At 34.0% G+C, this 26,339-nt stretch carries 16 protein-coding genes; 12 read left to right on the forward strand and 4 right to left on the reverse strand.

Going from position 1 to position 26,339, the window contains the following annotated elements; all coding sequences use genetic code 11:
- The 4 genes from ABD077_RS08360 to ABD077_RS08375 all read right to left on the reverse strand — a co-directional run bounded on the left by ABD077_RS08360 (position 1) and on the right by ABD077_RS08375 (position 8,223).
- The gene (locus ABD077_RS08360) at positions 1-969 is read right to left on the reverse strand and encodes a family 16 glycosylhydrolase (protein ID WP_343911869.1); all 969 of its coding nucleotides are present in this window, start codon (positions 967-969) and stop codon (positions 1-3) included.
- Between the two features lie 5 nt (positions 970-974).
- Positions 975-3,389 (reverse strand): hypothetical protein, encoded by a 2,415-nt coding sequence (locus ABD077_RS08365; RefSeq protein WP_343911870.1) that lies wholly within the window; start codon positions 3,387-3,389, stop codon positions 975-977.
- A gap of 171 nt (positions 3,390-3,560) precedes the next feature.
- Positions 3,561-5,165, reverse strand: a complete 1,605-nt coding sequence (locus tag ABD077_RS08370) for a RagB/SusD family nutrient uptake outer membrane protein (protein WP_343911871.1) — start codon at positions 5,163-5,165, stop codon at positions 3,561-3,563.
- Between the two features lie 16 nt (positions 5,166-5,181).
- Positions 5,182-8,223: a SusC/RagA family TonB-linked outer membrane protein gene (locus ABD077_RS08375; protein WP_343911872.1), complete on the reverse strand. Its 3,042-nt coding sequence runs from the start codon at positions 8,221-8,223 to the stop codon at positions 5,182-5,184.
- Positions 8,224-8,628: 405 nt separating this feature from the next.
- On the opposite strand from ABD077_RS08375, the gene ABD077_RS08380 reads away from it, so the two are divergent.
- The 12 genes from ABD077_RS08380 to ABD077_RS08435 all read left to right on the forward strand — a co-directional run bounded on the left by ABD077_RS08380 (position 8,629) and on the right by ABD077_RS08435 (position 26,326).
- On the forward strand, positions 8,629-9,501 hold the full coding sequence (locus ABD077_RS08380; RefSeq protein WP_343911873.1) for an AraC family transcriptional regulator: 873 nt from the start codon (positions 8,629-8,631) through the stop codon (positions 9,499-9,501).
- A gap of 282 nt (positions 9,502-9,783) precedes the next feature.
- Positions 9,784-10,938, forward strand: a complete 1,155-nt coding sequence (locus ABD077_RS08385) for a mandelate racemase/muconate lactonizing enzyme family protein (RefSeq protein ID WP_343911874.1) — start codon at positions 9,784-9,786, stop codon at positions 10,936-10,938.
- On the forward strand, positions 10,922-12,361 hold the full coding sequence (locus ABD077_RS08390; RefSeq protein WP_343911875.1) for an aldehyde dehydrogenase family protein: 1,440 nt from the start codon (positions 10,922-10,924) through the stop codon (positions 12,359-12,361). The genes ABD077_RS08385 and ABD077_RS08390 overlap by 17 nt, the downstream gene beginning before the upstream one ends.
- 2 nt (positions 12,362-12,363) lie before the next feature.
- A complete protein-coding gene (locus ABD077_RS08395; RefSeq protein ID WP_343911876.1) occupies positions 12,364-13,314 on the forward strand; it encodes a 2-dehydro-3-deoxygalactonokinase in 951 nt (316 codons plus the stop codon).
- Entirely contained in the window at positions 13,307-13,942 is a 636-nt protein-coding gene (locus ABD077_RS08400) for a bifunctional 4-hydroxy-2-oxoglutarate aldolase/2-dehydro-3-deoxy-phosphogluconate aldolase (RefSeq protein ID WP_343911877.1), read from the forward strand. Before ABD077_RS08395 ends, ABD077_RS08400 begins: the two co-directional genes overlap by 8 nt.
- A gap of 4 nt (positions 13,943-13,946) precedes the next feature.
- Positions 13,947-15,431 (forward strand): sulfatase family protein, encoded by a 1,485-nt coding sequence (locus ABD077_RS08405; RefSeq protein WP_343911878.1) that lies wholly within the window; start codon positions 13,947-13,949, stop codon positions 15,429-15,431.
- A gap of 53 nt (positions 15,432-15,484) precedes the next feature.
- A complete protein-coding gene (locus tag ABD077_RS08410) occupies positions 15,485-17,473 on the forward strand; it encodes a glycoside hydrolase family 127 protein (RefSeq protein ID WP_343911879.1) in 1,989 nt (662 codons plus the stop codon).
- Between the two features lie 238 nt (positions 17,474-17,711).
- Positions 17,712-19,538 (forward strand): Xaa-Pro dipeptidyl-peptidase, encoded by a 1,827-nt coding sequence (locus tag ABD077_RS08415; RefSeq protein WP_343911880.1) that lies wholly within the window; start codon positions 17,712-17,714, stop codon positions 19,536-19,538.
- Positions 19,539-19,812: 274 nt separating this feature from the next.
- Entirely contained in the window at positions 19,813-21,333 is a 1,521-nt protein-coding gene (locus ABD077_RS08420; RefSeq protein ID WP_343911881.1) for a pyridoxal phosphate-dependent decarboxylase family protein, read from the forward strand.
- A 1-nt stretch (position 21,334) separates the two neighbouring features.
- Positions 21,335-22,669: a lysine N(6)-hydroxylase/L-ornithine N(5)-oxygenase family protein gene (locus ABD077_RS08425; protein ID WP_343911882.1), complete on the forward strand. Its 1,335-nt coding sequence runs from the start codon at positions 21,335-21,337 to the stop codon at positions 22,667-22,669.
- A gap of 14 nt (positions 22,670-22,683) precedes the next feature.
- Positions 22,684-23,868: an MFS transporter gene (locus ABD077_RS08430; RefSeq protein WP_343911883.1), complete on the forward strand. Its 1,185-nt coding sequence runs from the start codon at positions 22,684-22,686 to the stop codon at positions 23,866-23,868.
- Between the two features lie 10 nt (positions 23,869-23,878).
- Positions 23,879-26,326, forward strand: coding sequence for a GNAT family N-acetyltransferase (locus ABD077_RS08435; RefSeq protein ID WP_343911884.1), 2,448 nt, complete (start codon positions 23,879-23,881; stop codon positions 26,324-26,326).
- Positions 26,327-26,339 lie beyond the last annotated feature (13 nt).

The following is a 26,339-nucleotide window of genomic DNA, read 5'->3' on the forward strand; positions in this document are numbered from 1 at the left end:
TTATTCTCGTTTTTGCCAAACGCGAACGTAATCTATTTTATAATCCACAATTCCATCCTCTTTCTGATCCGCTGGACTGTTTGCTTCTAATTCTTCTTTACTTTTAGGATATCCATGCCAATGAAAAATCTCCATATCTAACCACAAATGTATAGGAACCGTTGCTACATATCCATTGTAGTTTTTATCAACTTCTCTATTGGCTATAGCCCAATCAGTTACTTGTGCTGCACTGACTTTAGAAATTAACTTTCCGTCAACATAATAGGTAATTCCTTTTTCATTCCATTCAAAACCATAGACATGAAAATCTTCAGCCATTCTAAAACCAAGATCTTTACGTTCTGTATAGGTAGGTTTTCCCTTTAGATGTTTCCAATCACGAATAGACCACCATAATTCGCTATCCAGATGTTGTTTTTCTGGTCCAATTCCATCACCAAAGGATTCGAAAAAATCCATTTCTATTTTATTACCTGTAGACCAAAATGCGCTGGTAACCTGAGTATCTGCTGATTTACTCCGAATTTCAATATATCCGTATTTAAATTCTCGTCTACCGATAAAACAAGCGGTGGTAATATTTTCATAAGGCATGGGATCACCAAAAAAAGGAACTCGTATTTCATCACTAAATGGGAAGTTAGGTTCCCATCGTATTTCAAGGTTTAAAATACCATCTTCTAAACGGTAATTTCGACCAGAAAACTGCGAAGGAGCTCTCCCTTTCCAAACCTTTTTGTTGGGTTTGTCGGGGTGTTTGTAAAATGGTTTCCCATCTTTGAATTTACCTACGATATACCATTTTTCTTCGTCAATTTCTGTGTCATTAAATTCATCACTTACCTCAGTATTTAATGACCAATTTCCCTTATTTTCTAGATCAGATAATGGAAATACAGTTTGATTTTGAGCATAAACACCAGAAGTTAGACCTACCCAAAAAGCAATAAATACTATTTGTTTCATAGATCTTATTTGCTTTCTGAGATATGTAAAAGCAACACTCCCTTAGAAGAGAGTTTAAAACTCTTATCTAATTCCTGACCATTAAGCATGTTTTTTATGCTGAAAGAAGTATTGTTGTCATTACTAATTTTTAAATCTGAAGTGGTTTTTCCTAAATTGATAATCGTCATGATATATCCTTCTCCCTTTGGATTTTCTGTAACTCTCCATGTACAGCTTTTGTTAATAGAGCCATTATCTTCGGAAAGTTTGATTTTGGATGTGTTATCTGTAACCGAAATCATGGCTAATTTTTTAAAACTACCAAGATTGTTTTCTTTTGCGTAGATCAGTTTTCCAGAACTAGATGATAATTGCTTATTACGTAACTGCCCATATTCGTTTTTTGATAAACTGTTTGAACTGTCTATAATAATGGTTCCTCCTTTATCTAAATAACTTTGTAGCGCATCAAATTCATTGTCGGTTACAAATTCAGTCTTGTAGACTGCGATAACATCCCAATTAGAGTGATCTTGTTTTGTAATGATCTTTTCTGTAGCAAAACCAATTGCTAATCCTTCAAAGTATAAAGATTCATATAATTCAGAATGTTCCGTCATATGGTGCTTTTTATTGATGGCCGATGTTTCGGAATGGAATAATCGCAAGGGTCTTCTTTGATCTCTTAATGCTAGTATTTCTTCAGAAAAACTATTTAGATCATACATCACCTGAGAAACTTCATTTACCACATGCGGCTGCATATTTGCAGAACCTGCATAGGAACCTGCTAATGCTGGATCAAAAAAGTTTAGTTCACCTTCTAATCGATCTTCTGGAGAACCATCTGCATCTCGTGCCCAAAACCAGGACATACTAGCATCCATTCCATGTAATGTGGCCAACCAAAAACTACTTCGCACATAATCAATTGGTGTATCTAATTCTCTCCATCCCGAGGTGGATAAAAAATGTCCTTCAGAATTGATATGAATTTTGTTTGGAGAAACAGATTCTTGGAAATCATATGAATGTGCTAACTCACTCCAGTAGTAGGCATATTTTTCTTCCCATTTTTCTGGTTTTTTAGATCGGTAATTTCTTCCTCCAGTAATTTTAGCGTCGTCACCGATCATAGAAGTTAATTCTGTTAAGGCCTCGTAATCGATTCCATGAGAACGATAATCATCTACAAACAGTTTTGCCATGATTTTTATATGCGTATCAGCCTCAGGATTTGTAGATCGTAATTCATTTTGTAAAAAAGTAAACCACTCAATTCCTCTATCCATATTATATCTACACCAATCATACCATAATGGAGTACCACGTTTTGCCTTATCCATAGGGATTTCGACTGTAATTTTTTCAAAACTTTTGAAATTACTTTCCCAATTCGTATTTAGTGTTTTGATGTCATTCTTATATTTTTCGGAAAGCCAACTTCTAAATTTATTTAGCGTATAGCTAGAAATAGAATTCATTTCTAGGAATTTGTATGTCCAATGTCCCTTTTCGGAAAACCAATGAGGTTCGTTAGATAAAATATATCCTAGGTCGGTTACTTTTTTACCTTTAGTAACTTCTCCGGTTTTTTTTATGACTTTACTCCAAACTTCTCTTAACAGCGGATTGTCAACATCAAATCCTGTAAATAATGATCTACCTTTTTCAATTTCTGGTTCTTTTTTCTTCATCCAATCAGGAACTCCCATGTTCCAGAGTAGTAGGAAACCAATGTTTGTATCTGGAACTTCAGTGATATAGCTCAATAACTTTTCATCAAAAGTTCCATCTTCATTAAGCATATAGGGGTTACTTGGTCTATCCTTATTTACTTCGTATAAATGACTCCCAGTATGATAAATTGCTCCTAAATGATCATTGTAAATATTGGTATCTGTCAATGGCGCTCCAACAGTTTTAGAAAAGTAATCATGCAAAAAAATGGGTCTACCTTTATTTACTAATCTGTTGTCTTCTACTGTAATATTTTGCCAATCTATTTTTTGAGCTGCCTTTCTTGTTATAGTACCATCTAAAAGGTCATTCAAATTTTTAATTCCAATATCTAATATTTCAATTACCTTTTTTCTTTCAAAATCAGGCAATTCATCGGCTAGTTTTACTTTGTCGGTTTCATATTTTTCATAATACCCAAAAAGTTTTTCTACCGCATCATTATTAGTTTCATCCCAATTAGCAAACTTTAGAAATTCTTTAGCAAACCACAAAGTTGTTTCTTCTCGAGTAACATCTATTGCTTGGCTTTTGGCTTTATCCATTAACTTTTCGAGTATTTCTATTTTACTCAATGCTTCTTTTTCATAAGTGATTTCTTCTTGCTTACAATTGGAAAAAGAGATTAGTAAAATAAAGAGCGCGTATTTTGTTAAGGCTTTAGGTATTGTTGGTATAAGTATTCTGAAATATGGCACTTTATAGTTGTTTGGCTGTTATGGGAAATAATTTTCTATAGGAAAATATAATTTCTAACAAGTTTAATTTATTTTCTATTGTTAAAAATAATGACAGAAACATAAAACGTAACAACCATCCTGTCTCTGCCATTATTACAACTCTAGATTACTAACAAAAACAATAAACTTTTAATTTAAAAGATTTGGGTTTTCGTCTACAATTACCTGTGGTAAAGGAGAAAAGTAATTATCTGTACCTAAGCTTCCGCTAATTGTATTCACTTCTTGAAGCAGTGTTCCATCACTTGTCGTAGAAGTAGATGGAGTTCTGTTGGATAAAGCCTGTTCCACACGTTGCATCCTTACCAAATCATTCCATCTTAGATATTCTCCAGTGAATTCCCATTTTCTTTCGGTAAAGGCTAATTCTGCTAGATCTCCTGTAGTAATATCAACATAGGTTAATCCTAGTATTTCATTTCCTTCTAGATCCAATTGTGGAACAGGACTTGTGACTGGTGTGTTAAATGGTAATCCAGCTGCGCGTCTTCTCACCATATTCAGAGCTTCCCAAGAATCTGTTGTTATATTTCCTGATCTTCCTGAGGCTTCTGCATAGGTTAAAAGGATCTCTGCGTATCGCATATAAAAATCGTTTCGTTCTGTAAAGTGCCAAGCTCCCGTCATTGGCAAATCTCCTGCAGGACCTGTTATTTTTGCCAAAATAGGGCTTTTCTGAAGCGTAAGATTCTTCCAATCTATATCCATTCTATAGGTAGCATCTTTTCTAGCTCCCTCAGGAAAATCTTCGAAAAATTTGATTTCTCCATAAGTTTCATCCCATCCTCTAAAAGGTGCTTCTCCCGGATAACCAACTCGATTAAATTTTAAGTTTCTAATTCTTGCACTGCTATTATAGGCAATGGTAAATAGAGATTCTGTATTAAATCTATTTTCTAATTTCCACAGATCCTGAAAGTTTTCTACTAAATCAAATCCATGCGCACTACTATCGTCAATAACTTTTTTGGCCATTTCTGTAGCTAGCACATATTTTGATGAGTCATTTAATGGAAAACCAGCCCAATCCAAATAGAATCTTGCTAACAATCCTCTTGCAGAGCCTTTGTTTACTCTTGTTGCTCCGCTGATACCTGCAGATGCAAGTGCTGCATTAATCATCGGTAATCTAGATTCAGCTTCTAGTAAATCTTCTTCAATTTGCATGAAAACCTCTAAGCGCGAAGAGGCGCTTACATTTGCTTGTGGAAGTCTTGATAAAGCTAGCGGAAGCTTTTCATGCGTTCTGGCAAGGTGATAATATGCCATCCCCCTTAGAAAATAAACTTCACCTAATAATCGTGAAAGTTCATCTTGATCTACAGTGTCAAAACCTTGTAAAGCGTCTACTCTGGATAAGATAATATTAGTATTATTAATAATATTATACATTCCTCTCCAGTTATTTAATAATCTAGCATTGGTAGCACTTACGTTACGTTGGTCAAACTCTCTAAAGTCTCCTTTATTTAATCCAGAATGTGTCGTAATATCATCACCAGCCCAACTTGGCGAGTAAAAGGTTGTAAAAACTGCTGCTGTTCTTACTAAGCCATATAGGCCAAAAACACTGGTTTCTAATTCACTTAAGTTTGCAAAAGATTCTGGTGGAACATTAAACTCTGTAAGATCAGGATCTAAATCTGCACAAGAATTTGTCATTCCTATAGATATCATTAGTAGCGTTGCTATAAAGAATCTTGTATAGTGATTTGTTCTTTTATCTTTTTTCATTTTCATTTTTTTAAAATTAAAAATCAAATTTTACTCCTAATGTGTATGATCTAGGAGTTGGTATTGCTCCAATGTTAATACCAGATCCAACATCGGTATTTGCTGAAGATGGGTTACCAGGTCTTGATGTTACTTCTGGATCGTAACCACTATAATCTGTTATGATTGCCAGGTTTTGTCCGCCAACATAAAATTTAGTTCTTACTCCAAATAAATCTTGTATCGTATATCCTATGGTAAGATTGCTTAATCTAATATAATCCCCATCTTCTACAAACTGACTGGAATTTAGTAACGGATTACTTCCTAATCTTGGGATATCGGTTTCATTATCAGGTGTCCATGCATTAAGAGCATTAAAAGATAAGTTATCTCTAAAAGCTCCTCGCTGACCATTAATAGCTCCCTCTACTAGATTGAATACTTTAAAACCATGTGCTCCTTGGATAAAGACATTTACATCCCAGTTTTTATATGTAAATGTATTATTAAGACCCCAAGTTGTTTTAGGAATACCACTTCCTAGTGGTTGTAAAACGGGTCTGTTATTTTCATCTAAAACATATCTGGCATCACCAGGACGGAATAGAGGAGTACCATTAGGTCTGGTCGGGATATCATCTGTGCTTTTCCAGGTGCCTAAAAATACAAATCCGTAGAACTGTCCTAAAGGTAATCCTTCTCTTATCACGTTAATAGGGTTAGTAGTACCATCTATAGATTGAATGTTTCCTACAATCTGCTCTTGGCCATCATTTAGGGCAATAACTTCGTTTTCTACGTGAGAAAGTGCTAGGCTAGAGTTCCAGATAAAATCTTTTCGAGCGATGATATCTCCAGATAAGGTAATATCAAATCCTTCGTTTCTTACTTCACCAACATTGCTGGAAAAATTAATATTAGAATTAGGAAGTTGACTTACCAATAGAAGATCTCTAGTATTTTTTATAAAGTAATCAAAGGACAATGAAAATCTATTGGATAAACCTACATCAAGACCTGCATTCCATTGTTCGGTAGTTTCCCAAGTAATATTTGGATTTGCAGCTCTTGAAAATCTATTTCCGATTACCGCAGTAACACCATCGAAGGTCACCGCAGGAAATACATTCACAACACCTGCCTGATTGGCAAGTGGAGAAATAAACTGACTTCCTACTTCACCCCAACTTACTCTAAGTTTTAGATTATTAAACTTACTATCCTCTATCAGTTTGTTAAAACCATAGGCTAAAGATACAGATGGAAAATATCCGGTTCTATTATCTCTTAGAAATCTAGAGGATTGATCTACTCTTAGAGAAGCAGTTAAGTATAAATCATCACTATAACTATAAGTTGCTCTACCCAAAAAGGATTGGATAGCCGTCTGTCCCCCTCCGTTACTAAATCGTTGATCATCTGGATTCCCTTCATCTCCACCTACAAAGAAACCAGGTATCGTTACATCAACTGTGCTGTAAGAGTTGCTTTCAGAACGAGATCCTTGGAATTCATATACAGCAGTAGCATCTATAGCATGATTTCCAAAATCATTTTTGTAATTAAGGATGTTGCTAACTTGGTGATTAGTGATTCTTGTGTTATTGAAGTTTACTGTAGTGTGTCCAACGGCATCCGTTGTAGAATTATCTCCATCAACGATAAAAGATTGTAAGGTATTGGTAATAGTTGCTAATCCCACTACCATATTGTAGGTGAAATGATCAGAGATTTTGTATTTGAAATCAATATTAGCGTTTAGTCGGTCAGAAATAAATTCTCGATTGCTTCTATTTAGAGCAGCAATCGGATTTGGTCTGTTGTTCGCAAAAGAATTTAGAGATTCTATATTGTACCCTCCATTAATACCATCATTACCGCTAAAAATAGGAGTCGTAGGATCATAAGTGATTGCTCTGGTTAATAAACTACCAGTAACTCTGTCAAAAGAATTCGGATTGTTTATGTCTGTTTCCCTGCTACCAAAAAGATTTACTCCTAGGGATACTCTATCAGAAATATTAGTTTTAATATTAGATCTTAATGAATATCTTTCATAGTCATTAGTGATCACAACTCCATCTTGATCTACATAATTACCAGACAAAAAATAATTGAATTTATCAGATCCACCGCTAACAGATAGTTGTGTATTTGTTCCAAAAGCTTCTCTTAGAATTGCATCTTCGTAATCAATTGGATTTGCAGCAAAATTAGCTACTTCTGCATCTGTAAAAATTGGATCATTTCCATTAAGTGCACGCTGCTCATTTTTGAAACGTGCAAATTGTTCAGAATTCAGTCTGTCTATGGATCTCGAAACTTTGGATAATGTCGTAAATGTTTCTAGACTTATTTTAGTTTTACCTTTCCCTTTTTTGGTCGTTACTAAAATTACCCCGTTAGATCCACGAGAACCATAAATTGCTAGCGCAGAAGCATCTTTTAAAACATTAATGGAGGCAATATCTGCAGGATTAATACTTTGTAAATTTCCTCCAAAAACACCATCAATTACTACTAGGGGAGCATTGTTTCCAGTCACGGAATTTACTCCTCGTACCCTAACTTTTATTTGAGAGCCTGGAATCCCACTAGATTTTTGAATCGATACTCCAGAAACTCTACCTTGTAGTGCTTCTTCTGGACGAGAAAGCGGTTGATTTTCAAAAGATTCTGATTTTAAAGTAGAAAATGATCCTGATAAATCCTTTCTTCTGGCAGAACCATAACCTACCACAACTACATCATCTAATACTTCAGAATCCGATTTTAGTTTTATCGAGATGATTTTTTGTTCTCCAACAAGAATTCTCTGAGTTTCATATCCTAAATAAGAAATAATTAAGACATCACTAATAGATGCCGAAATACTAAATTTACCATCAAAATCAGATACCACTCCTTTATCTGTACCTTCAATCAAAATATTCACTCCTGGCACAGGAATATCTCCTTCATCTACTATCGACCCCTCAATTAATTCTTGAGAATACGTTGTTAACATCCCCAAAAAAAGTATAAAAAATAAACTAGCAAAAGCATTTTTAGCTGATGCGTTAGATGTAATGTTCATAATATATGTATTACTTTATCAAAATGAGTTATTGTGTTTTTATATTATTTTCCCTAAAAAAGTAAAGAATACGGATAAAGATATATTTGGCCTGATATGATCTTTATTTTACTATAATTTTACTTTTTCTAAACACAAGACAAGATTAAATCATTAATCGAACATATGATTAGCATTTTTTAACCCACATATACATTATTTTAACCTTGTTCATATTTTTGCAATTTTAGATAGTGATTTGTGAGTTATTTGTATGATTTTTAACAAAAAAATATTGATATAATTAAACTTTTAATTTTAATCAGTTCGTAACTTTGTAGCTTACTTATTATTTGAAAAAGTCATATTTCTTTCTCTTTACGTGTAACCCCCAAACAATCAACGTATTCATAATTTATTTTAGTCATGAAACTTACTTATAAAGAAAATGATCTTATGCCAGATAAATCTTTTCTAATCAGAAGAGATACGATTCCTTGTTTAGAGCCAGATTGGCATTTTCATAAAGAGTTAGAACTTATTTATTTTCTTAAGAGTTCTGGAACAAGGTATGTTGGCAACTCAATACATCATTTTAACCCAGGAGATTTATACTTAATAGGAAGTAATCTTCCTCATCTATTTAAGAATGGAAGCGAATATTATTCTGAAGAATTAGAAACCGACAGTGTAGATGTAATTGTAGTAAAATTCGAAGCTGACTTTTTGGGAAGTGATTTTATGGAATTAACTGAAATGAAAAAGATTAAATCTCTTTTATATCAGTCTAATAGAGGACTTAAATTTTCAGTAGAGGAAAACAGTAAAGTTCAAAATCTTTTTTTGGATTTGGTAGCGAGTGATGGTGTATTTCGAATAACTAAGATTCTAGAAATATTAAATGTTTTGTCGGAAAAAGAAAATCATCAGTTTTTATGCGGAGAAACACAGGCGGCCTTTTTCCGAAGAGAAGAAAAACAAAAAATTGCTAAAATCATTTCTTATCTGACGACAAACTATCATAAAAAGATTGAATTACAGGAAATAGCTTCCATTGCGCATATGGCTCCTAATTCATTTTGTAGATATTTTAAAAAACAAACGCATAAATCGTTTTCCCAATATCTAAATGAAATAAGAATTATCAATGCCTGTAAATTATTAATAGAAGGAAAACTTCAAATTACTACCATTTGTTACCAATCAGGATTTAATACAATTACAAATTTTAATAGACAGTTTAAAAATATCATGGGAGTAACTCCCTCAGAATACCAAAAGCAGTATCATACTTTTTAATATTCTTGAAACAGTATTGATATTTAGTTTGATTGCTTATAATCAGCAGGTTATAGTTGTTTGGTGTGGATTAGGTTTTTGAAATTGAATTTTACCAAAAGTTGAAATGTTCAACAGGGTAAAATAATGTATGTGAAGGATAAGATCAACCTGTTCGGATTGTTTGATATCCATTTAATTTGTTAAAATTTAAAACAATACTCAAAATATCACAATGGGATTTCGGGTATCCTAATTTTTAAGCACTAAATTCAAATTAAACAATCTACAACAATTAGTATAGTGAAGATTAAATCAATAGAAAGTTTTGTTCTCGTTGATACTCTAAAAGAAAGCTTTTCTTTTTCGCAATGGGAGTATTCAGAAAGGCGTATATGCATAGTAAAAATTACCTCTGATTCCGGTCATGTAGGTTGGGGAGAAGGGTATGGACCAGCAAATGTTCTGAAAGCAGGTATCGATTATCTAGCCCCTTATCTAATAGGAAAAAATCCTTTAGAAACGGAAACCTTATGGGATCTAATGTATCGAAGAACTTTAGATTACGCCAGAAAAGGAATTTTTGTTGCTGCAATTAGTGCTATTGATGTTGCTTTGTGGGATCTTAAAGGTAAAATTTTAGAACTACCAGTATATACGTTGTTAGGTGGAAAGAAGAGAGATTTTATTACGCCATATGCAACAGGCTTGTATTTTACAAATAACAATAATCTAACGGAGTCACTTTCAATAGAAGCAAAGCAATACGCAGATCTTGGGTATAAAGCGATTAAAATGAAAGTAGGATTTACTATTGAAAAAGATATAGAACATGTTAAGGCAATCAGAGAAGCCATTGGCCCAGATATAGCTTTAATGATGGATGCTAATCATGCTTATAATCTAAAGGAAGCAATACAGTTGGCACTGGCGGTGGAGCAATATAATATAAGTTGGTTTGAAGAACCACTTTCTCCAGAATATTATGGGCAGTTTGAGGAATTAAGAAGAAGAACTTCAATCCCCATAGCTGCAGGAGAATGTGAATATTTACGTTATGGTTTTCAAACGCTTTTAGACGCTAAAGCAATTGATGTCTTACAACCAGATATTTGTGCAGCGGGAGGACTTACCGAAGCGAAGAGAATTGCCACATTAGCATCTGTTTATGGAATTGAAATCGTTCCACATACATGGGGAAGTGGAATTGCTTTTGCAGCAGCCTTGCATTTTATAATGAATTTAGATATTATCCCTGGTCGTTTACGAGAACCAAGATTTTATATAGAGCATGATCGAACAGAAAACTTATTAAGAGAAGAATTAACGAATAATTCTATAATTTTCGATGATGGAATCATAAAACAAGATGAGAATATTGTTGGTTTAGGCTTTACAATTAATGAAGAAGTAATTGAAAAATATACAATAGAAAAGACACATGGACTTTGGACATAAAAAATTATATATCAACGGAGAACTGATTAATGCTACAGATAATAAGAGTTTTGATGTAGTTTCTCCTTTAGATGAAACTACTGTAGCTACCTTAAGTTGGGCCACAAAAGCAGATACACTAAAAACCATAGAGGCAGCTCAAAAAGGATTTATGTATTGGTCTAAATTATCAGTCGAAGATCGCGAAGAGTGGATTTTAAAATTACGTGATAAGATTCTAGAAAAATCAGAGATTCTTAGAGAGATGATGATGTATGAAATGGGTAAAAGTTGGAAAGGTTCTGAGGAAGATATTACGAGTATCACGAACTCTTTAGCATTCTACTCAGAAGAGATCAAGAATAAAATTGATATTCCAATCGCTGATAAAGAAGGGACTCACGCACATAAAGTAATTCATCAACCCGTAGGAGTAGTAGTAGCTTTTTTAGCGTATAATTTCCCATTATTGAATTTAGGGTTTAAACTCGGTCCGGCATTAGCTGCTGGATGTAGTATTATTTTAAAACCTTCAGAGTTTTCACCACTCTCAGCATACATGATTGGAGAAATTTGTGAAGAAATTGATTTCCCAAAAGGGGTTATCAATGTCATATGTGGTGATGTAGAGGATGTTGGGATTCCATTGTGCGAGAGTACTATTCCAAAATTAATTACGATGATTGGTTCTACGGAAACAGCTCAGAAATTAATGGAACAGAGTAGTAAAACATCAATAAAGCGTTTCAGTATGGAGTGTGGCGGTAATGCTCCTTTTGTAGTGTTTGCAGATGCTGATATTGATAAAGCTGTGTCCGATGGAGTAGCTTTAAAATTTGGAAATAGTGGCCAGGTATGTGTAGCACCCAATAGATTTTATATTGAAGATTCCGTTTTTGAAAAATTTGTAGAAAAATTTGTTCAGCAAGTTAAAGAAATAGGAATTGGTTATGGTAAAGATAAAGAGGCTGTAGTTTTAATGGGGCCTTTAGCGAATAAGAAGTCTCTAAAAAAGGTAGGCGATATAGTAAAAGAAGCACAAGAAGAAGGTGGCGAATTATTATACGGAGGCGATAGAGTAGAAAGAAATGGGTATTATTATGAACCTACCGTAATTGCTTTTGAGAATAATGAAGCAAAAATATTGCAACAAGAAATTTTCGGACCAGTAGCATTTATTACTTCTTTTTCTTCGATCAAAGAGAGTATTGCATTAGCAAATAGTGTGGATGTAGGTCTTGCTTCCTATGTATACTCATCGAATGAGAATACACTTCGTCAATTCACAGAAGAATTGGAATTTGGAGAGGTTCACCTCAATGGATTCAAATATGATATCTACCTTCCTCATGGAGGAATAAAAAATAGTGGAATCGGGGTTGATTGTTCTGTATTTGCACTCGATGATTATTTGATTAGAAAGAGAGTCACCAAACAATTGTAAAAATGAATTTACCAAAACAATTTGTGAGTTGTGATTGGGGTACCTCTAATTTTAGAATAAGATTGGTGGATTCAGAAGATTTAATAATAATCCAAGAGCACAAAACTAATGTAGGAGTAAGCAAATTGTATCAACAATCTCTGAACCAGAAGGAAGTATCACAAGAAGATTTTTTTAGAAATTATCTATTAGAACAGTTGGATGTATTTACTGAACTACCTAAAGATCATATATTGATCATAGCTTCTGGAATGATAACTTCCTCCATAGGTATGAAAGAGTTGCCATATGCATCGGTTCCGCAACCATTTAATGGAGTAGATGTCAATTGTTCTTTGTTTTCATTGGATGAAAAGATCCAAACATTATTAATATCTGGAATTCGAACAGAATCGGATATCATGAGAGGAGAAGAAACTCAGGCAATTGGAATTATAGATCATGTATCAGATGCGTCTGAAGGGGTAATTATCATGCCAGGAACACATTCTAAGCATATTAGATTTTCTGGAGATGAAATTGTCGATTTTTCCACTTATATGAGTGGAGAACTTTTTGAAATCTTAAGTACTACAGGTTTATTATCCTTATCCGTAAAAAACGGAGAATGGGATCCAAAGTTCTCTGGGATTTTTCTAGAAGGAGTACAAAAAGGAATAAACGATGAATTTATGAAAACACTTTTTTCAATTAGAGGGAATGATATTTTGAAGAGGACTTCAAAGGAAATGAATTTTTATTTTCTTTCTGGATTAGTTATCGGTAGTGAGCTTTCTTACCTAAAGAAAAATAATCAAAAAATCTTTTTGGGAGCTTCAGGAATGCTGCGAGAACTTTATTTGCTAGCGTTGGTTTCCAATTTGCCACCTGAGAGATTTACTTGTTTTAGACCAGAAATTATAGATAATGCACTATTAAAAGGTCAAAAAAAAATAGCACAGTCTTATGCTTAATCAAAAATTTTCTTGGGAAAGATTTGAAAGTACACCTGTCGTTGGGATTCTTCGCGGTTACTCTTTAGATACTGTTATGAATATTATGCCTGTATATAAAGAAAATGGATTTTCTACTGTAGAAATAACTATGAATTCTCCCAATGCAGTCGATATAATTAGAGAGTTGCTGAATAGTTTTCCCGAATTGAATATTGGAGCAGGTACAGTCTGTACTATGAAAGAACTAGAAGAAGCTTTACAAGTAGGAGCACAGTTTATTGTTACTCCTATTACAAATGAAGAAGTGATTACCACTTGTGTGGCTAAAAAAATACCTGTGTTCCCTGGAGCCTTTACACCAACAGAAATTTATAAAGCATGGAGTTTAGGAGCGGATATGGTAAAAGTATTTCCTGCTACTCAGCTTGGAACTCAGTTTATAAAAGATATAAAAGGACCTTTGAATGAAATCAAATTAGTACCTACTGGAGGTGTTTCTAAGAATAATATAGCAGATTTCTTTGCAATAGGATGTCAAGGTGTAGGGATGGGAAGTTCTCTTTTTGATAAGAAGGCTATTGCTCATAATGATTTGAAGTTTTTAGCACGGCATTTTAAGGAAATTAAAAGGATGATAAAACAATAATAGTATGAATTCTAATCTATATAAGATCTTAATTTGTTTTGGGATCATTGCATGGAATACTTCATGTAAAAAAAGCGTACAGGTTGAGATTAAGAATCAAAATATTACAGAATCATCCAAAAGTGATCGGCCTAATATTGTATTAATTTTATGTGATGATCTTGGATATGCAGATGTAGGATTCAATGGTTCTGAGGATATTAAAACACCAGAATTAGATGCTTTGGCAGGCAATGGAATCATTTTTTCTTCTGCTTATGTAGCACATCCTTTTTGCGGTCCTAGTAGAGCAGCATTAATGACAGGAAGATATCCACATCAAATAGGTTCTCAGTACAATTTACCAAGATCACATAATAATGCAGGGAAAGGGATTTCATTGCAAGAAACTTTTATTAGTAAAGTACTTCAGCAAGCGGGATATTATACAGGAGCTATTGGTAAATGGCATCTTGGAACTGTAAATAAATATCATCCTAACAATAGGGGTTTTGATGACTTTTATGGTTTTTTAGGAGGAGGACATAACTATTTTCCAGAGCAATTTAAAGCAGCATATCAAGAACAGAAGAATGCTGGTAATACAGAAATTTGGGATTATATTACTCCCTTAGAATATAATGGAACCGAAGTTGATGAAAATGAGTACATCACGGATGCATTATCACGAGAAGCATCAAAATTTATAAATAATGCTTCAGAGAAAGAATCCCCTTTCTTTCTGTATCTTTCTTATAATGCTCCGCACACTCCTTTAGAAGCTAAAGAAGAAGATTTGAAAGTATATGCTCATATCAAAGATGAAAAAAGAAAGACCTATGCTGCCATGGTACATGCCGTGGATAGAGGAGTAGGACAGCTAATAAATACTTTAGAAAAAACTGGACAATTAGAAAATACCCTTATTGTATTCCTAAGTGATAATGGAGGCAGGACAGATCAAGGTGGAAACAATTTTCCGTTAAGAGGAAGAAAAGGAAACACTGCAGAAGGGGGAATCCGTGTTCCTATGTTTTTTCATTGGCCAAAACAAATATCAAAAGGGAAAACTTTTGATTATCCTGTATCTGCTTTAGACTTTTATCCTACGTTCGCAGGATTAGCCGAGGTAGAATTGCCTGATCACAAAATAGTGGACGGAAAAGATATATGGAGTGATCTTATCGTAGGGGAAAATCCTAGAAAAGGAGTACCTATTCTTACACTTAGACATCGAAAAACAAGTAATGAGGTAGGAGTTCGTTTAGATCATTGGAAAGCATATAAACCTGAACGTGCTCCCTGGAAATTGTATGATATCGAAAAGGATATTGGAGAAGAGAATGATATCAGTAATCAACATCCTGATATACTAAAGGAATTGATTGAAAAATCAAATGAATGGGCAAAAACACATACAGTTCCAGAATGGTTTCATAATGAGGAAACGGAAGAGAATTGGTATAAAATGAAAATGCCAAAGTTTGAAGAAACTTTTCAACTGAATTAACAGCTAATTACTAGTAGATTAAACCAATTTAATAAAGTATAAACCTTACAATGATGAATATTGATTTGGAAATAGAGAAAAGAAATGAATTAAAATCTGTGGAAAGCCCATTTAACAAAATGAGAGCGTTAGAAGTTACGGATTGTGAATGGACGGACGGTTTCTGGGGAAGTAAGTTTGATAAATTGTATGAGACAATGCTACCGTATATGGGAGAGGTATTATGTGGAGATATTGGTCATGCATTGAATAACTTTAAAATAGCGGCAGGAGAAAAAACAGGGAAACATCAAGGAATGTTCTGGCATGATGGAGATTTCTATAAGTTTTTAGAGGCAGAAGCATATGTTTATGCTAAAACTAAAGATCCTAAGCTATTAGAAAAATTGGATGAATATATTCGGATCATCGGCAATGCACAAGAAGAAGATGGATATATTCATACGTATGTGCAAACTACTGATGGAGTTGATCGATTCGAAAATAGAAAATATCATGAGATGTACAATATAGGTCATCTTTTGATCAGTGCTTGTGTTCATTATAAAGCAACCGAACAAAGAAGTTTATTAGATATAGCTATAAAACAAGCGGATCTGTTATGTACCATTTTTATGCCAGAAACAAAACATTATGGGCGTTTTGGGTTTAACCAAACGCAAATAATGGGATTAGTAGAACTGTATCGGATTACCATGGATAAAAAATACCTGAGCTTAGCAGAACGCTTTATTGACAATAGAGGAAAATATGAAGTAGAACATCATGCTACTACCGAAGGGTATCCAATTGGCGATATGGTACAAGAAAGAACACCCTTAAGAGAGGCTACAGAAGCTGTGGGTCATGCTGTTCTTGCATTATATTACTATGCTGGAGCTGCAGATGTATATGCAGAAACTGGAGAAAAAGCTTTAGTCGATGCATTAGACAGATTATGGGAAAATGTGACGGGTAAAAAAATGTATGTTACTGGGGCTGTTGGTCAAGCGCATTATGGAGCTTCTACTAATCTAGATATGATCGAAGAAGGTTTTATAGATGAATATATGATGCCTAATATGACTGCATATAATGAAACCTGTGCCAATCTCTGTAACGCCATGTTCAGTTATCGAATGCTACAAATTCATGGAGCATCGAAATACGCTGATATTATCGAGTTAGTTTTATATAATAGCGCGTTATCAGGGATAGGCATAGAAGGTAAAGATTATTTTTATGCAAATCCGCTTCGTATGATTCATAATACTAGAGATTATCAAGCACATGAGAATATCACAGAAACTCCCTATAGAAAACCATACTTAGATTGTTTTTGTTGTCCTCCAAATTTAGTAAGAACACTGGCCAAACTTTCTGGATGGGCTTATAGTCTTACAGATAATGGAGTATCGGTAAATTTATTCGGAGGAAATCATTTAGATACTGCAATGATCGATGGATCCAAGATTAAACTAAAACAAGATACAGAGTACCCATGGAAAGGTATTGTAAAAATTACTGTCGAGGAATGCAAGACAACTGATTTTGAAATAAAAATTAGAATTCCGATTTGGGCAACTGGAAGTACCTTAAAAGTTAATGGTGAAACGGTGACCATAGATGTTGTTCCTGGAAAATATGCAGTAGTAAATCGCGCATGGAAAGCAGGTGATGTGATCGTTTTAGATATGCCAATGGAAATCACTTTTGTAGAAGGTCATCCGCGTATAGAAGAAGTTCGTAATCAAATAGCGATAAAAAGAGGTCCGATCGTTTATTGTATAGAATCTCCTGATCTGCCTGAGAATACCAGTATTTTGGATGTTTATATAAAAGGAAGTGAAGATTTTAAAGCAAATCATAGAGAAGATTTCTTGGGGGGAGTGACGACTATAGAAGGTGAAATTTTGATTCGCTCAGATAAATCAACAGATATTTATAATGTAGTAAAACGACCAAATTGGAGTGCATATAAAACACAACTTGTTCCCTATTTTGCTTGGAGTAACAGAGGACAGGCAGAAATGACTGTATTTATGCCAGTAGTTTGGGGTTAGAGTATAGAATAAAGTTCAAGCTATTCTAAATATTAAAGTGAACTATAGGGGTTTGGTTCATGAGATTTGAAAAGTCTACAATGTAATTGTAGGCTTTTTTTAGTAGAACAATTAGATTCCCATCAAAAAATCATAATTCTATTCTATATTTGTTATATACAAAAATTAGATTACCATTTTTGAACGGAAATCTTTTGCATCTAACTAAAGGTGGTTGTAGTAACAAATCTCAATTGTAATGACTCATAAAAATAATACTCATTTTCTAATAGTATTTCTATTCCTAGTAACACTCATAACAGCACAAGAAAAAGCGGTTCCTGTATTTAAAGATGGAGAAGCACAAATTGTCGAAGCTTTTAATAATCCTGGAAAATGGATTCGTCATGATCTATGGGTACCAACAGAATTTGATACCGATGGTGATGGAGTGTTGGATAGAATGCATGTCTCCGTAACACGTCCATATCAAACAGAAGAAGAAGGATTAAAGTTACCCGTCATTTATGTTTCTAGTCCTTATTTTGCAGGTGTCGCGGCAAATGCAGATGGATTGTTTTGGGATGTACACCATGAACTTGGATCGCAACCAAAACCAAGAACGCATGTAGAAGTGATACGAAGAGGACAAAGACCAATCATTTCCAATTCACATATTCATAAATGGGTTCCAAGGGGATATATTGTAGTACATTCTTCTTCTCCAGGAACAGGATTATCGCAAGGAGCTCCAACTGTTGGCGGGGATAATGAATCCTTAGCTCCAAAAGCTGTGATTGATTGGTTATGTGGTCGCATTGATGGATTTTCAGAACCAGTAGGAGGAGACAAAGTGAAGGCGTATTGGTCTACAGGGAAAGTTGGAATGACCGGTACTTCGTATAACGGAACTATTCCTTTAGCCGCTGCTACTACAGGAGTAAAAGGTCTAGAAGCTATTATTCCTATCGCGCCTAATACTTCGTATTATCACTATTACAGATCTAACGGTTTAGTGCGTTCTCCTGGTGGGTATCTAGGAGAAGATATCGATGTGTTATATGATTTTATTCATAGTGGAGATGAATCGAAACGTCCTTATAATAACAAGACAGTTCGAGATACGGAAATGAAAAATGGGATGGATAGAATTACTGGTGATTACAATGATTTCTGGTCAGGTCGAGATTATTTAAATGATATAAAACCTATGAAAGCTGCACTATTAATGTCACATGGTTTTAACGACTGGAATGTCATGCCAGAACATAGTTATAGAATCTATAAGAAAGCAAAAGAAATGGGGATTCCTTCTCAGATCTATTATCATCAGAATGGACATGGTGGTCCACCACCAATGACCTTGATGAATAGATGGTTTACTCGATATTTACATGGAGTAGAAAATAATGTTGAAAAAGATGCACGTGCCTGGATTGTTAGAGAAAATGATCCACAGGATAAACCAACAGCTTATAAAGAATATCCTAATCCTGATGCTACAGATGTCACTCTTTTTCCAAATAAAGGAGGACGAGAAATAGGAGCGTTAGGTAACAGTAAACCAATCAAACAGGGAAAAGAAAAATTAATGGATGACTATACCTTTTCTGGAGATTCTTTAGCAGCATTACCATCATCTAATCACCGTTTATTGTATACAACACCCATACTAAAAGAGGATATTCATATATCTGGAACTTGTAAGATGAGCATAAAATTGGCTAGTAGTAAACCTGCTGCTAATCTTTCTGTTTGGTTGGTTTCCTTGCCTTGGAAAAAGAAAACAAGAAAGATTACCAATAACATCATTACTCGTGGTTGGGCAGATCCACAAAACTATAAGTCCTTAACGGAAAGTGAACCTCTAAAGCCAGGAGCTTTTTACGAGTTGTCTTTTGAACTACAACCAGATGATCAAATCATTAAAAAAGGACAACAAATCGGACTGATGATTTTTTCAAGTGATAGTCAATTCACTTTATTACCCAAGCCTGGAACAGAACTTACTATTGATCTTGATGAGACCTCTGTTATCATTCCTATTGTTGGAGGTACTAAAGCATTTGAAAAGGCGGTAAAATAAGTTAAGTAAGGATTGATTCGAATGAATCCATCTAATAATGTTAGTTTGGGACAATATTAGAAGGGTTTGATACTAAGGGAAATGTTGTTTTGATATATCTACCTTGCTAAAACCTTTACTCTGGTATTTTCTTTAATATGCTAATAAAGAGAGGTGTGTTTTTGAAAAAATCTCTCACATATCAATTACGTCTTTTTTTATCCTAGATACGTCATAAATATATTTTTGTTTGCATCTACATTTGCAAAGCTTATTTAGATCAAATAAAAATAAAATGTTATTCGATACTCAAACGAACCTGACCGTTGATCAAAAAGTTGATCATTTTTTCGATGCTCAATCGAAATATACTTACGAAAATTATATTCATAAGGCTTTACAATACGTAATGTCTTTCTTAGATAGAGATCATTTTTATCCAGGAGAAATATGTGATTTTCAGGAGAAAAAACACCTGTTATCCTCTGATACTAATGAAACACTTTCTATTGCAGAAGCATTAGAAGAAATCAAGGAATTGTATTTAGATCATACCATTGCTTTTCATCATCCAAGTTATGTAGCACATTTAAATTGTCCTGTCTTGCTTCCTGCTTTAGTAGGAGATTTGATAGCTTCTTCAGTAAATACTGCTGTAGAAACTTGGGATCAGAGTATTTCTGCCACCTATATAGAGCAGGAAATGATTCGATGGATTTGTAATAAAATGAATTTACCTTCCACATCAGATGGAGTGTTTACCAGTGGCGGTACACAGTCTAATTTTATGGCGTTATTGATCGCTAGAGATGATTATGCTTTTAGGCATTTTGGTCTAAATCTAAAAGAGAATGGCTGGTCTGATGAGGTATCTAAGTTTCGATTTTTTTGTTCGGATAAAGCACATTTTAGCATTAAAAAGAATGCTGCATTAATGGGAATGGGATATGACGCAGTAATTCCAGTGAGTACTGATGAGAAAATGAAGATGAAACCAGAAGCATTAGTGCAGGCAATTGAAAAGGAAAAACAATTAGGAAATATACCAGTAGCAGTTGTAGCAACAGTAGGAACTACCGATTTTGGAAGTTTCGACCCGATTGATATCATTGCCAAAATTGCCAAAGAATATGACATATGGTTTCATGTAGATGGAGCCTATGGTGGTAGTTATGTGTTAACCGAAACGCATCGCCAGCTTCTAAAGGGAATAGAACATGCAGATTCTGTGACTATAGATTTTCATAAAACCATGTTTCAGCCAGTTTGTTCCAGTGCCTTTTTAGTAAAGGATACGAAATATTTTAAATATGTTTCTTACTACGCAGATTATCTAAATCCATTAGAGCATAGAGATTTGGAATGTCCAAATCTGATAGAAAAATCTATTCAAACAACAAGAAGATTTGATGCGCTGAAACTTTGGTTTACCCTAAAGATGACAGGAGAGAAAAACATTGGAGCTTTTCTAGAAAAAGTACATTATCTGGCACTCGATCTCTATTACAGTATTAAGGATGACCCATATTTTGAACTTGTACATAAACCAGAATTAAGCACATTAGTATTTAGATTTAACGATCCTGAAATTGAATCTGATAGTGTGCTAGATATCATCAATTTATATATCAAAAACACCTTGTTCAAATCAGGTCAAGCATCTGTAGTAAGTACAAAATTTGACCAGAAAATCTATTTGAAGTTTACATTATTAAACCCGAAAAGTACCATTGATGATCTGTTGTATATCATTAGAATGATTAAAGAAACAGGACTGAATTACCTCGCAGAAAAGTCATCATTAATTGAAAAGTAACATGAAGAACGAAGAAAAGATATTTGATTTTATAGCCGTTGGAGTAGGTCCTATGAATTTAGGATTGGCTTGTTTAACGAATCCAATTGCCGAACTAGATGGACTATTTCTGGATAAAAAAGATAAGTTTGATTGGCATCCAGGAATGATGCTTCAGGATACTACATTGCAGATTCCTTTTATGGCAGATTTGGTAACCTTAGCAGATCCAACCAATCCTTTTAGTTTTCTAAACTATATCAAAGAGCAAGGTAGAATCTATTCATTTTATATTCGAGAAAACTTTTTATTGTTACGAAAAGAATACAATCAATATTGTCAATGGGCAATTGGGAAATTATCGAATGTTCAGTTTTCAACAAAAGTATTAGAAATTGCTTATAGTGAACAAGAAAGATGTTATACCGTATTTTCTAAATGTACGAAGACAAACAATCGAAAAGTTTTCAAAACGAAAAGACTTGTATTGGGTACAGGTACTAGCCCTTATATTCCTAATTGTTGCAAAGCATTAAAAAATGAAGCGATTCATTCTAGTGCATATCTTCCGAATAAGGAAAAGTTACAGTCCAAAAAATCCATAACAGTCGTAGGAAGTGGACAAAGTGCGGCAGAGATTTTTTACGATTTATTACAAGAAATAGACGATAAAGGGTATGAATTAAATTGGATTACAAGATCGCCTAGATTTTTCCCTTTGGAATATTCCAAATTAACCTTAGAAATGACTTCTCCAGAGTATGTAGATTATTTCTATAATCTATCAGGTGCTAAGCGTAATCAATTGATTAAAAATCAAAAACACTTATATAAAGGAATCAATCAGGATCTTATTGCAGCTATTTTTGATATGATCTATACCAAAAGAGTTATAGGAGGTAATATCAACATCAATCTACGTACTAATTCTGAGTTAAAACATGTTGTTTATGATGATACATTAAACAAATTTTATGTAGAAATACATCAACACGAACAGGATAAGTACTATAAGCATACCACGGAAGGATTAGTGCTAGCGACAGGATATCAGTATCAGCAACCACAATTTATTGAGGGTATTAAGGATCGAATTCGATGGGATGAACAAGGAAGATATGATGTACATCGTAATTATGCAATTGATCACGAAGGGAACGAAATCTTTGTGCAAAATGCGGAGTTACACACCCATGGTTTTGTTACTCCAGATTTAGGTATGGCTGCGTATCGCAATTCTTATATTATCAAAGAACTTACAGGGACAGACTATTACCCAATTGAAAAAAGAATTGCATTCCAACAATTTGAGGTTACAGAAGAAGAAGAAATTACGGAAGAAACATCCGTATTGTAGAAAAGGATATTTAAATGAGGAACTTTTTGATCGTAATGACATTGGTAGCTGTGGTAAGTGATTATTTACTACATCCGTTTTATCCACAGTTTTTTGAAGCTCGGTTTGGCGTTAAAAATCCAGAGCTGGTAGGATATTATTTTGCAGCGATTTGTTTTATGGTGATGATTGCATTTCCGTTCTGGGCATATGTTTCAAAAAAAATAGCAGAGCTTCGTATTCTCGTATATACCCAATGTATTGCTGGAATTTTAGCACTCTGTTGTTATATCACTGATTCTTACATCAATTTCTGGATCATCTCGCTAGTGATGGTACTGTTTAAAGGAAGTTATTTATTAGTCTATCCGTATATCCTTAAAATTATTTCTAAAAAAGAGCATCCAACTACGATTGGGATATTATCAGTAGTTGTGCATCTTGGAGGTATATTAGGAGCAGTTATCGGTGGTGCCACAGTAGATTTTATAGATGCGAGTTATATATTTTTAATCATGGCTCTTGGGGATTTTGTCCAAATGGGCATGAGTGCTTTTCTTTTAAAAAGTAAAAAATATAATACCACTAAAATTTCTGAACCAGAAAATACTAATACAGAAACTAAAAAGAAGGTGATTCCAAAAGGATTTATATTAAAAATAGGAATCATTACGATGATTCTTTACTTCAGCGATTTTTTGATAAGACCTTTTTTTGTAGCCTATTGGGAAAATATATCTGGATATAGTTCCAAACTTATTTCGGGAGTGATGTATGCGATTCCTGGATTTGTTGCATTAACGGCATTATGGATCAATACAAAAAGAAAACAATCTGATAGTCAGTTTGGAGCGATAATTCCAATACTAGTATTGGGGATTCTAGGGCTGTTGCTACAAGGAATCCCTGATACGACTACCACAATTTTCGGTAGAATTATTTATGGCTGGGCTATTTTTCAAGGTGTTGTGAAATTTGATGTATTGCTTTTTGAACTTAGTACACCAGATTCTTATGCCATGGATTATAGTAAAGTTCACTTTTTTCAAAATTTGGGAGTATTACTGTCTTCTTTTTCTGTAGGTCTATTAGTAGAATATAACGGATTACAAATTCCATTTATAGTAGCGCTTGGTGGTTTTGTGATTACCTTATTATTGTACTATTTCATTTTCAAAACAGGTGTAAAACGGACTTCTGAATTACTCCTAAAATCATAAGATATTCTAAATGGAAAAATTAGAAAACCATATTCAGTATTCATATCACAGTGTCTACTCAAAATTCTTTTCAAATTTTGGTACTATCGATATAAGACCTTTTCGGTTATCCGAAGATTCAGAAATTTTGTATGAATGGGTAAATATGGATTATGCATTCTTTTGGGGAATGAAAGGATATAATTTGCAGCAGGTACGACAAGAATATGCTCAATTGATGGAACCAGAACATTATGATGTATTTGTTGGCGTTTTTGAGGGGAAACCAGTTTTTGTATTAGAACGATACAATCCTAAAGAAGATATCATACATACCTTATATCCATCAAAACATGGAGATTGTGGGATTCATATTATTGTAGCTCCTCCGCATGTTAAGATTCCAAATTTTACTTGGTATTTGTTCACTGCCATCATGGAGTTTGTATTTAAAGATCCAGTTGTTGACAGAATACTAGTAGAACCCGATATCCGCAATAAAAAGATGTTTGCCCTATGCCAGCGCATAGGTTTTCAGTTAGATAAAATTATTGAGCTCCCAAACAAAACTGCACAACTTGCATTTTTAACAAGGGAATCATTTGAAAAAATGAAGTCAATTTCAAAAATAAATAAGAGAAGTGCTATGAATACATTAGACAATGCCGTTTCACCCCAACAATCAATAGCTCACTTACAACCAGAAGTATGGAATAAAGTGAATACTCTTTTTGTAACGAAAGCCATTACAGAATTTAGCCATGAACTGCTGATACAACCTGTTGTTTTAGAACAGTTAGAAAATGGCTGGAATAGTTATATATTGAAAACAGACAATCCTACCATACAATACCAGTTTAATGCAAAACCACTCGCATTAAATCACCTTTGGATTCGTTCAGAGTCCATTAAAAAATATGATGAGAGCGAATCTGTTAGTATCGACGGAATTCTGTTTATTAAAGAATTTAGAAAACAATTGGGTATAAAAGATACTCAAATGCCAGTATATCTTGAAGAAATCATAAGTACGCTGTACGGAAGCGCATTTAAATTTTTAAAAGGAAATCCAACTTCAGAGGAGCTTGCTACCTCAGATTTTCAAACTATCGAACAGTCTATGACCGAGGGACATCCTGGTTTTGTCGCTAATAATGGGCGTATTGGATTTGATAGTAGTGATTACAGGTCGTATGCTCCTGAAGCTGGAAATTCTTTTTCATTACTTTGGCTAGCAGGTCATAAAAGTAGAGCAGTGTATGCTGCCATAGATTCGTTACCCTACGAAACTTTGATACAACAAGAGCTAGATGCGGATACCATCCGAGTATTTAAAGAAACTATAGAAAATAGAGGTTTTGATCCAGATGAATACTTCTTTATACCAATGCATCCATGGCAATGGTTTAATAAGTTAGCCAATATATTTTCGCCTGAAATTGCTACTGGAAATTTGATTTGTTTAGGATATGGACCAGATCAATATCTAGCACAACAGTCTATAAGAACTTTATTTAATAATACGAATCCCAAAAAGTTCTATACCAAAACAGCACTTTCCATTTTAAATATGGGGTTCATGAGAGGACTTCCTTTATATTATTTAGGTACAGCTCCTAAAATGGCAGTTTGGTTAGAAGAGCTGTTATATCAAGATTCATATATTAAGGAAACAGGCTTTAGAATGCTAAGTGAAATTGGTTCTGTAAGTTATGTAAACCCTTATTTCGAAGAATTTGGACCTCACAATGATTACAATAAAATGTTAGCATCGCTTTGGCGAGAAAGTCCTGCGGCAAATATTACAGAAAAGCAACAAGCCATGACCATGGCAGCTTTCCTACATGTTGATCATATAGGGGAAGCATTACTTCCAAAGATTATTCAAAAGTCTGGATTGTCAATCGGAGGATGGCTAGAAAAGTATTTGAAAGCGTATTTAAGTCCATTACTACATTGTTTTTATCATTTCGATTTAGTGTTCATGCCGCATGGAGAGAATATTATCATGGTTTTAGAAGATCATATTCCTGTAAAGGTATTTTTAAAAGATATTACAGAAGAAGCCTGCATTTTAAACCCAGATGTAATACTGCCAGATCATTTGAAACGTATGTACGCTCCAGTACCTGAAGATGTGAAACTGTTATCTGTTTTTACAGATATATTCGATGGTTTTTTCAGGTTCATGTCACAAATATTAGAAGCGCATGCTGATTTCGAGGAAACAGAATTTTGGAAAGTTGTTGCTCAAGTAATTCAAGAATATCAAGATCGTTATCCAGAAAAAGAAGCAAAGTTTCAGCAATATGACTTGTTCGCTCCAGAATTTCATTTGTCCTGCTTGAATAGACTACAACTAAACAATCATAAACAGATGATCGATTTAGATGATCCTGTTGCTTTACTTCAGTTTGCAGGTAAGTTAGAAAATCCAATTGCAGCCTATAGAAAAGATTTAGTCAATGTTATCTCATAATTCACTTTATATT

Origin of the sequence: Aquimarina litoralis (assembly GCF_039523995.1) — a bacterium.
In the GTDB taxonomy this organism is placed as follows: Bacteria; Bacteroidota; Bacteroidia; order Flavobacteriales; family Flavobacteriaceae; genus Aquimarina; species Aquimarina litoralis.

Bases quoted from the DNA above. Each gene is read 5' to 3' on its own strand.
- ABD077_RS08360 (WP_343911869.1), bottom strand. From the start codon at position 969: ATGAAACAAATAGTATTTATTGCTTTTTGGGTAGGTCTAACTTCTGGT.
- ABD077_RS08370 (WP_343911871.1), bottom strand. From the start codon at position 5,165: ATGAAAAAAGATAAAAGAACAAATCACTATACAAGATTCTTTATAGCA.
- ABD077_RS08375 (WP_343911872.1), bottom strand. From the start codon at position 8,223: ATGAACATTACATCTAACGCATCAGCTAAAAATGCTTTTGCTAGTTTA.
- ABD077_RS08380 (WP_343911873.1), top strand. From the start codon at position 8,629: ATGAAACTTACTTATAAAGAAAATGATCTTATGCCAGATAAATCTTTT.
- ABD077_RS08390 (WP_343911875.1), top strand. From the start codon at position 10,922: ATGGACTTTGGACATAAAAAATTATATATCAACGGAGAACTGATTAAT.
- ABD077_RS08395 (WP_343911876.1), top strand. From the start codon at position 12,364: ATGAATTTACCAAAACAATTTGTGAGTTGTGATTGGGGTACCTCTAAT.
- ABD077_RS08400 (WP_343911877.1), top strand. From the start codon at position 13,307: ATGCTTAATCAAAAATTTTCTTGGGAAAGATTTGAAAGTACACCTGTC.
- ABD077_RS08405 (WP_343911878.1), top strand. From the start codon at position 13,947: ATGAATTCTAATCTATATAAGATCTTAATTTGTTTTGGGATCATTGCA.
- ABD077_RS08410 (WP_343911879.1), top strand. From the start codon at position 15,485: ATGAATATTGATTTGGAAATAGAGAAAAGAAATGAATTAAAATCTGTG.
- ABD077_RS08415 (WP_343911880.1), top strand. From the start codon at position 17,712: ATGACTCATAAAAATAATACTCATTTTCTAATAGTATTTCTATTCCTA.
- ABD077_RS08420 (WP_343911881.1), top strand. From the start codon at position 19,813: ATGTTATTCGATACTCAAACGAACCTGACCGTTGATCAAAAAGTTGAT.
- ABD077_RS08425 (WP_343911882.1), top strand. From the start codon at position 21,335: ATGAAGAACGAAGAAAAGATATTTGATTTTATAGCCGTTGGAGTAGGT.
- ABD077_RS08430 (WP_343911883.1), top strand. From the start codon at position 22,684: ATGAGGAACTTTTTGATCGTAATGACATTGGTAGCTGTGGTAAGTGAT.
- ABD077_RS08435 (WP_343911884.1), top strand. From the start codon at position 23,879: ATGGAAAAATTAGAAAACCATATTCAGTATTCATATCACAGTGTCTAC.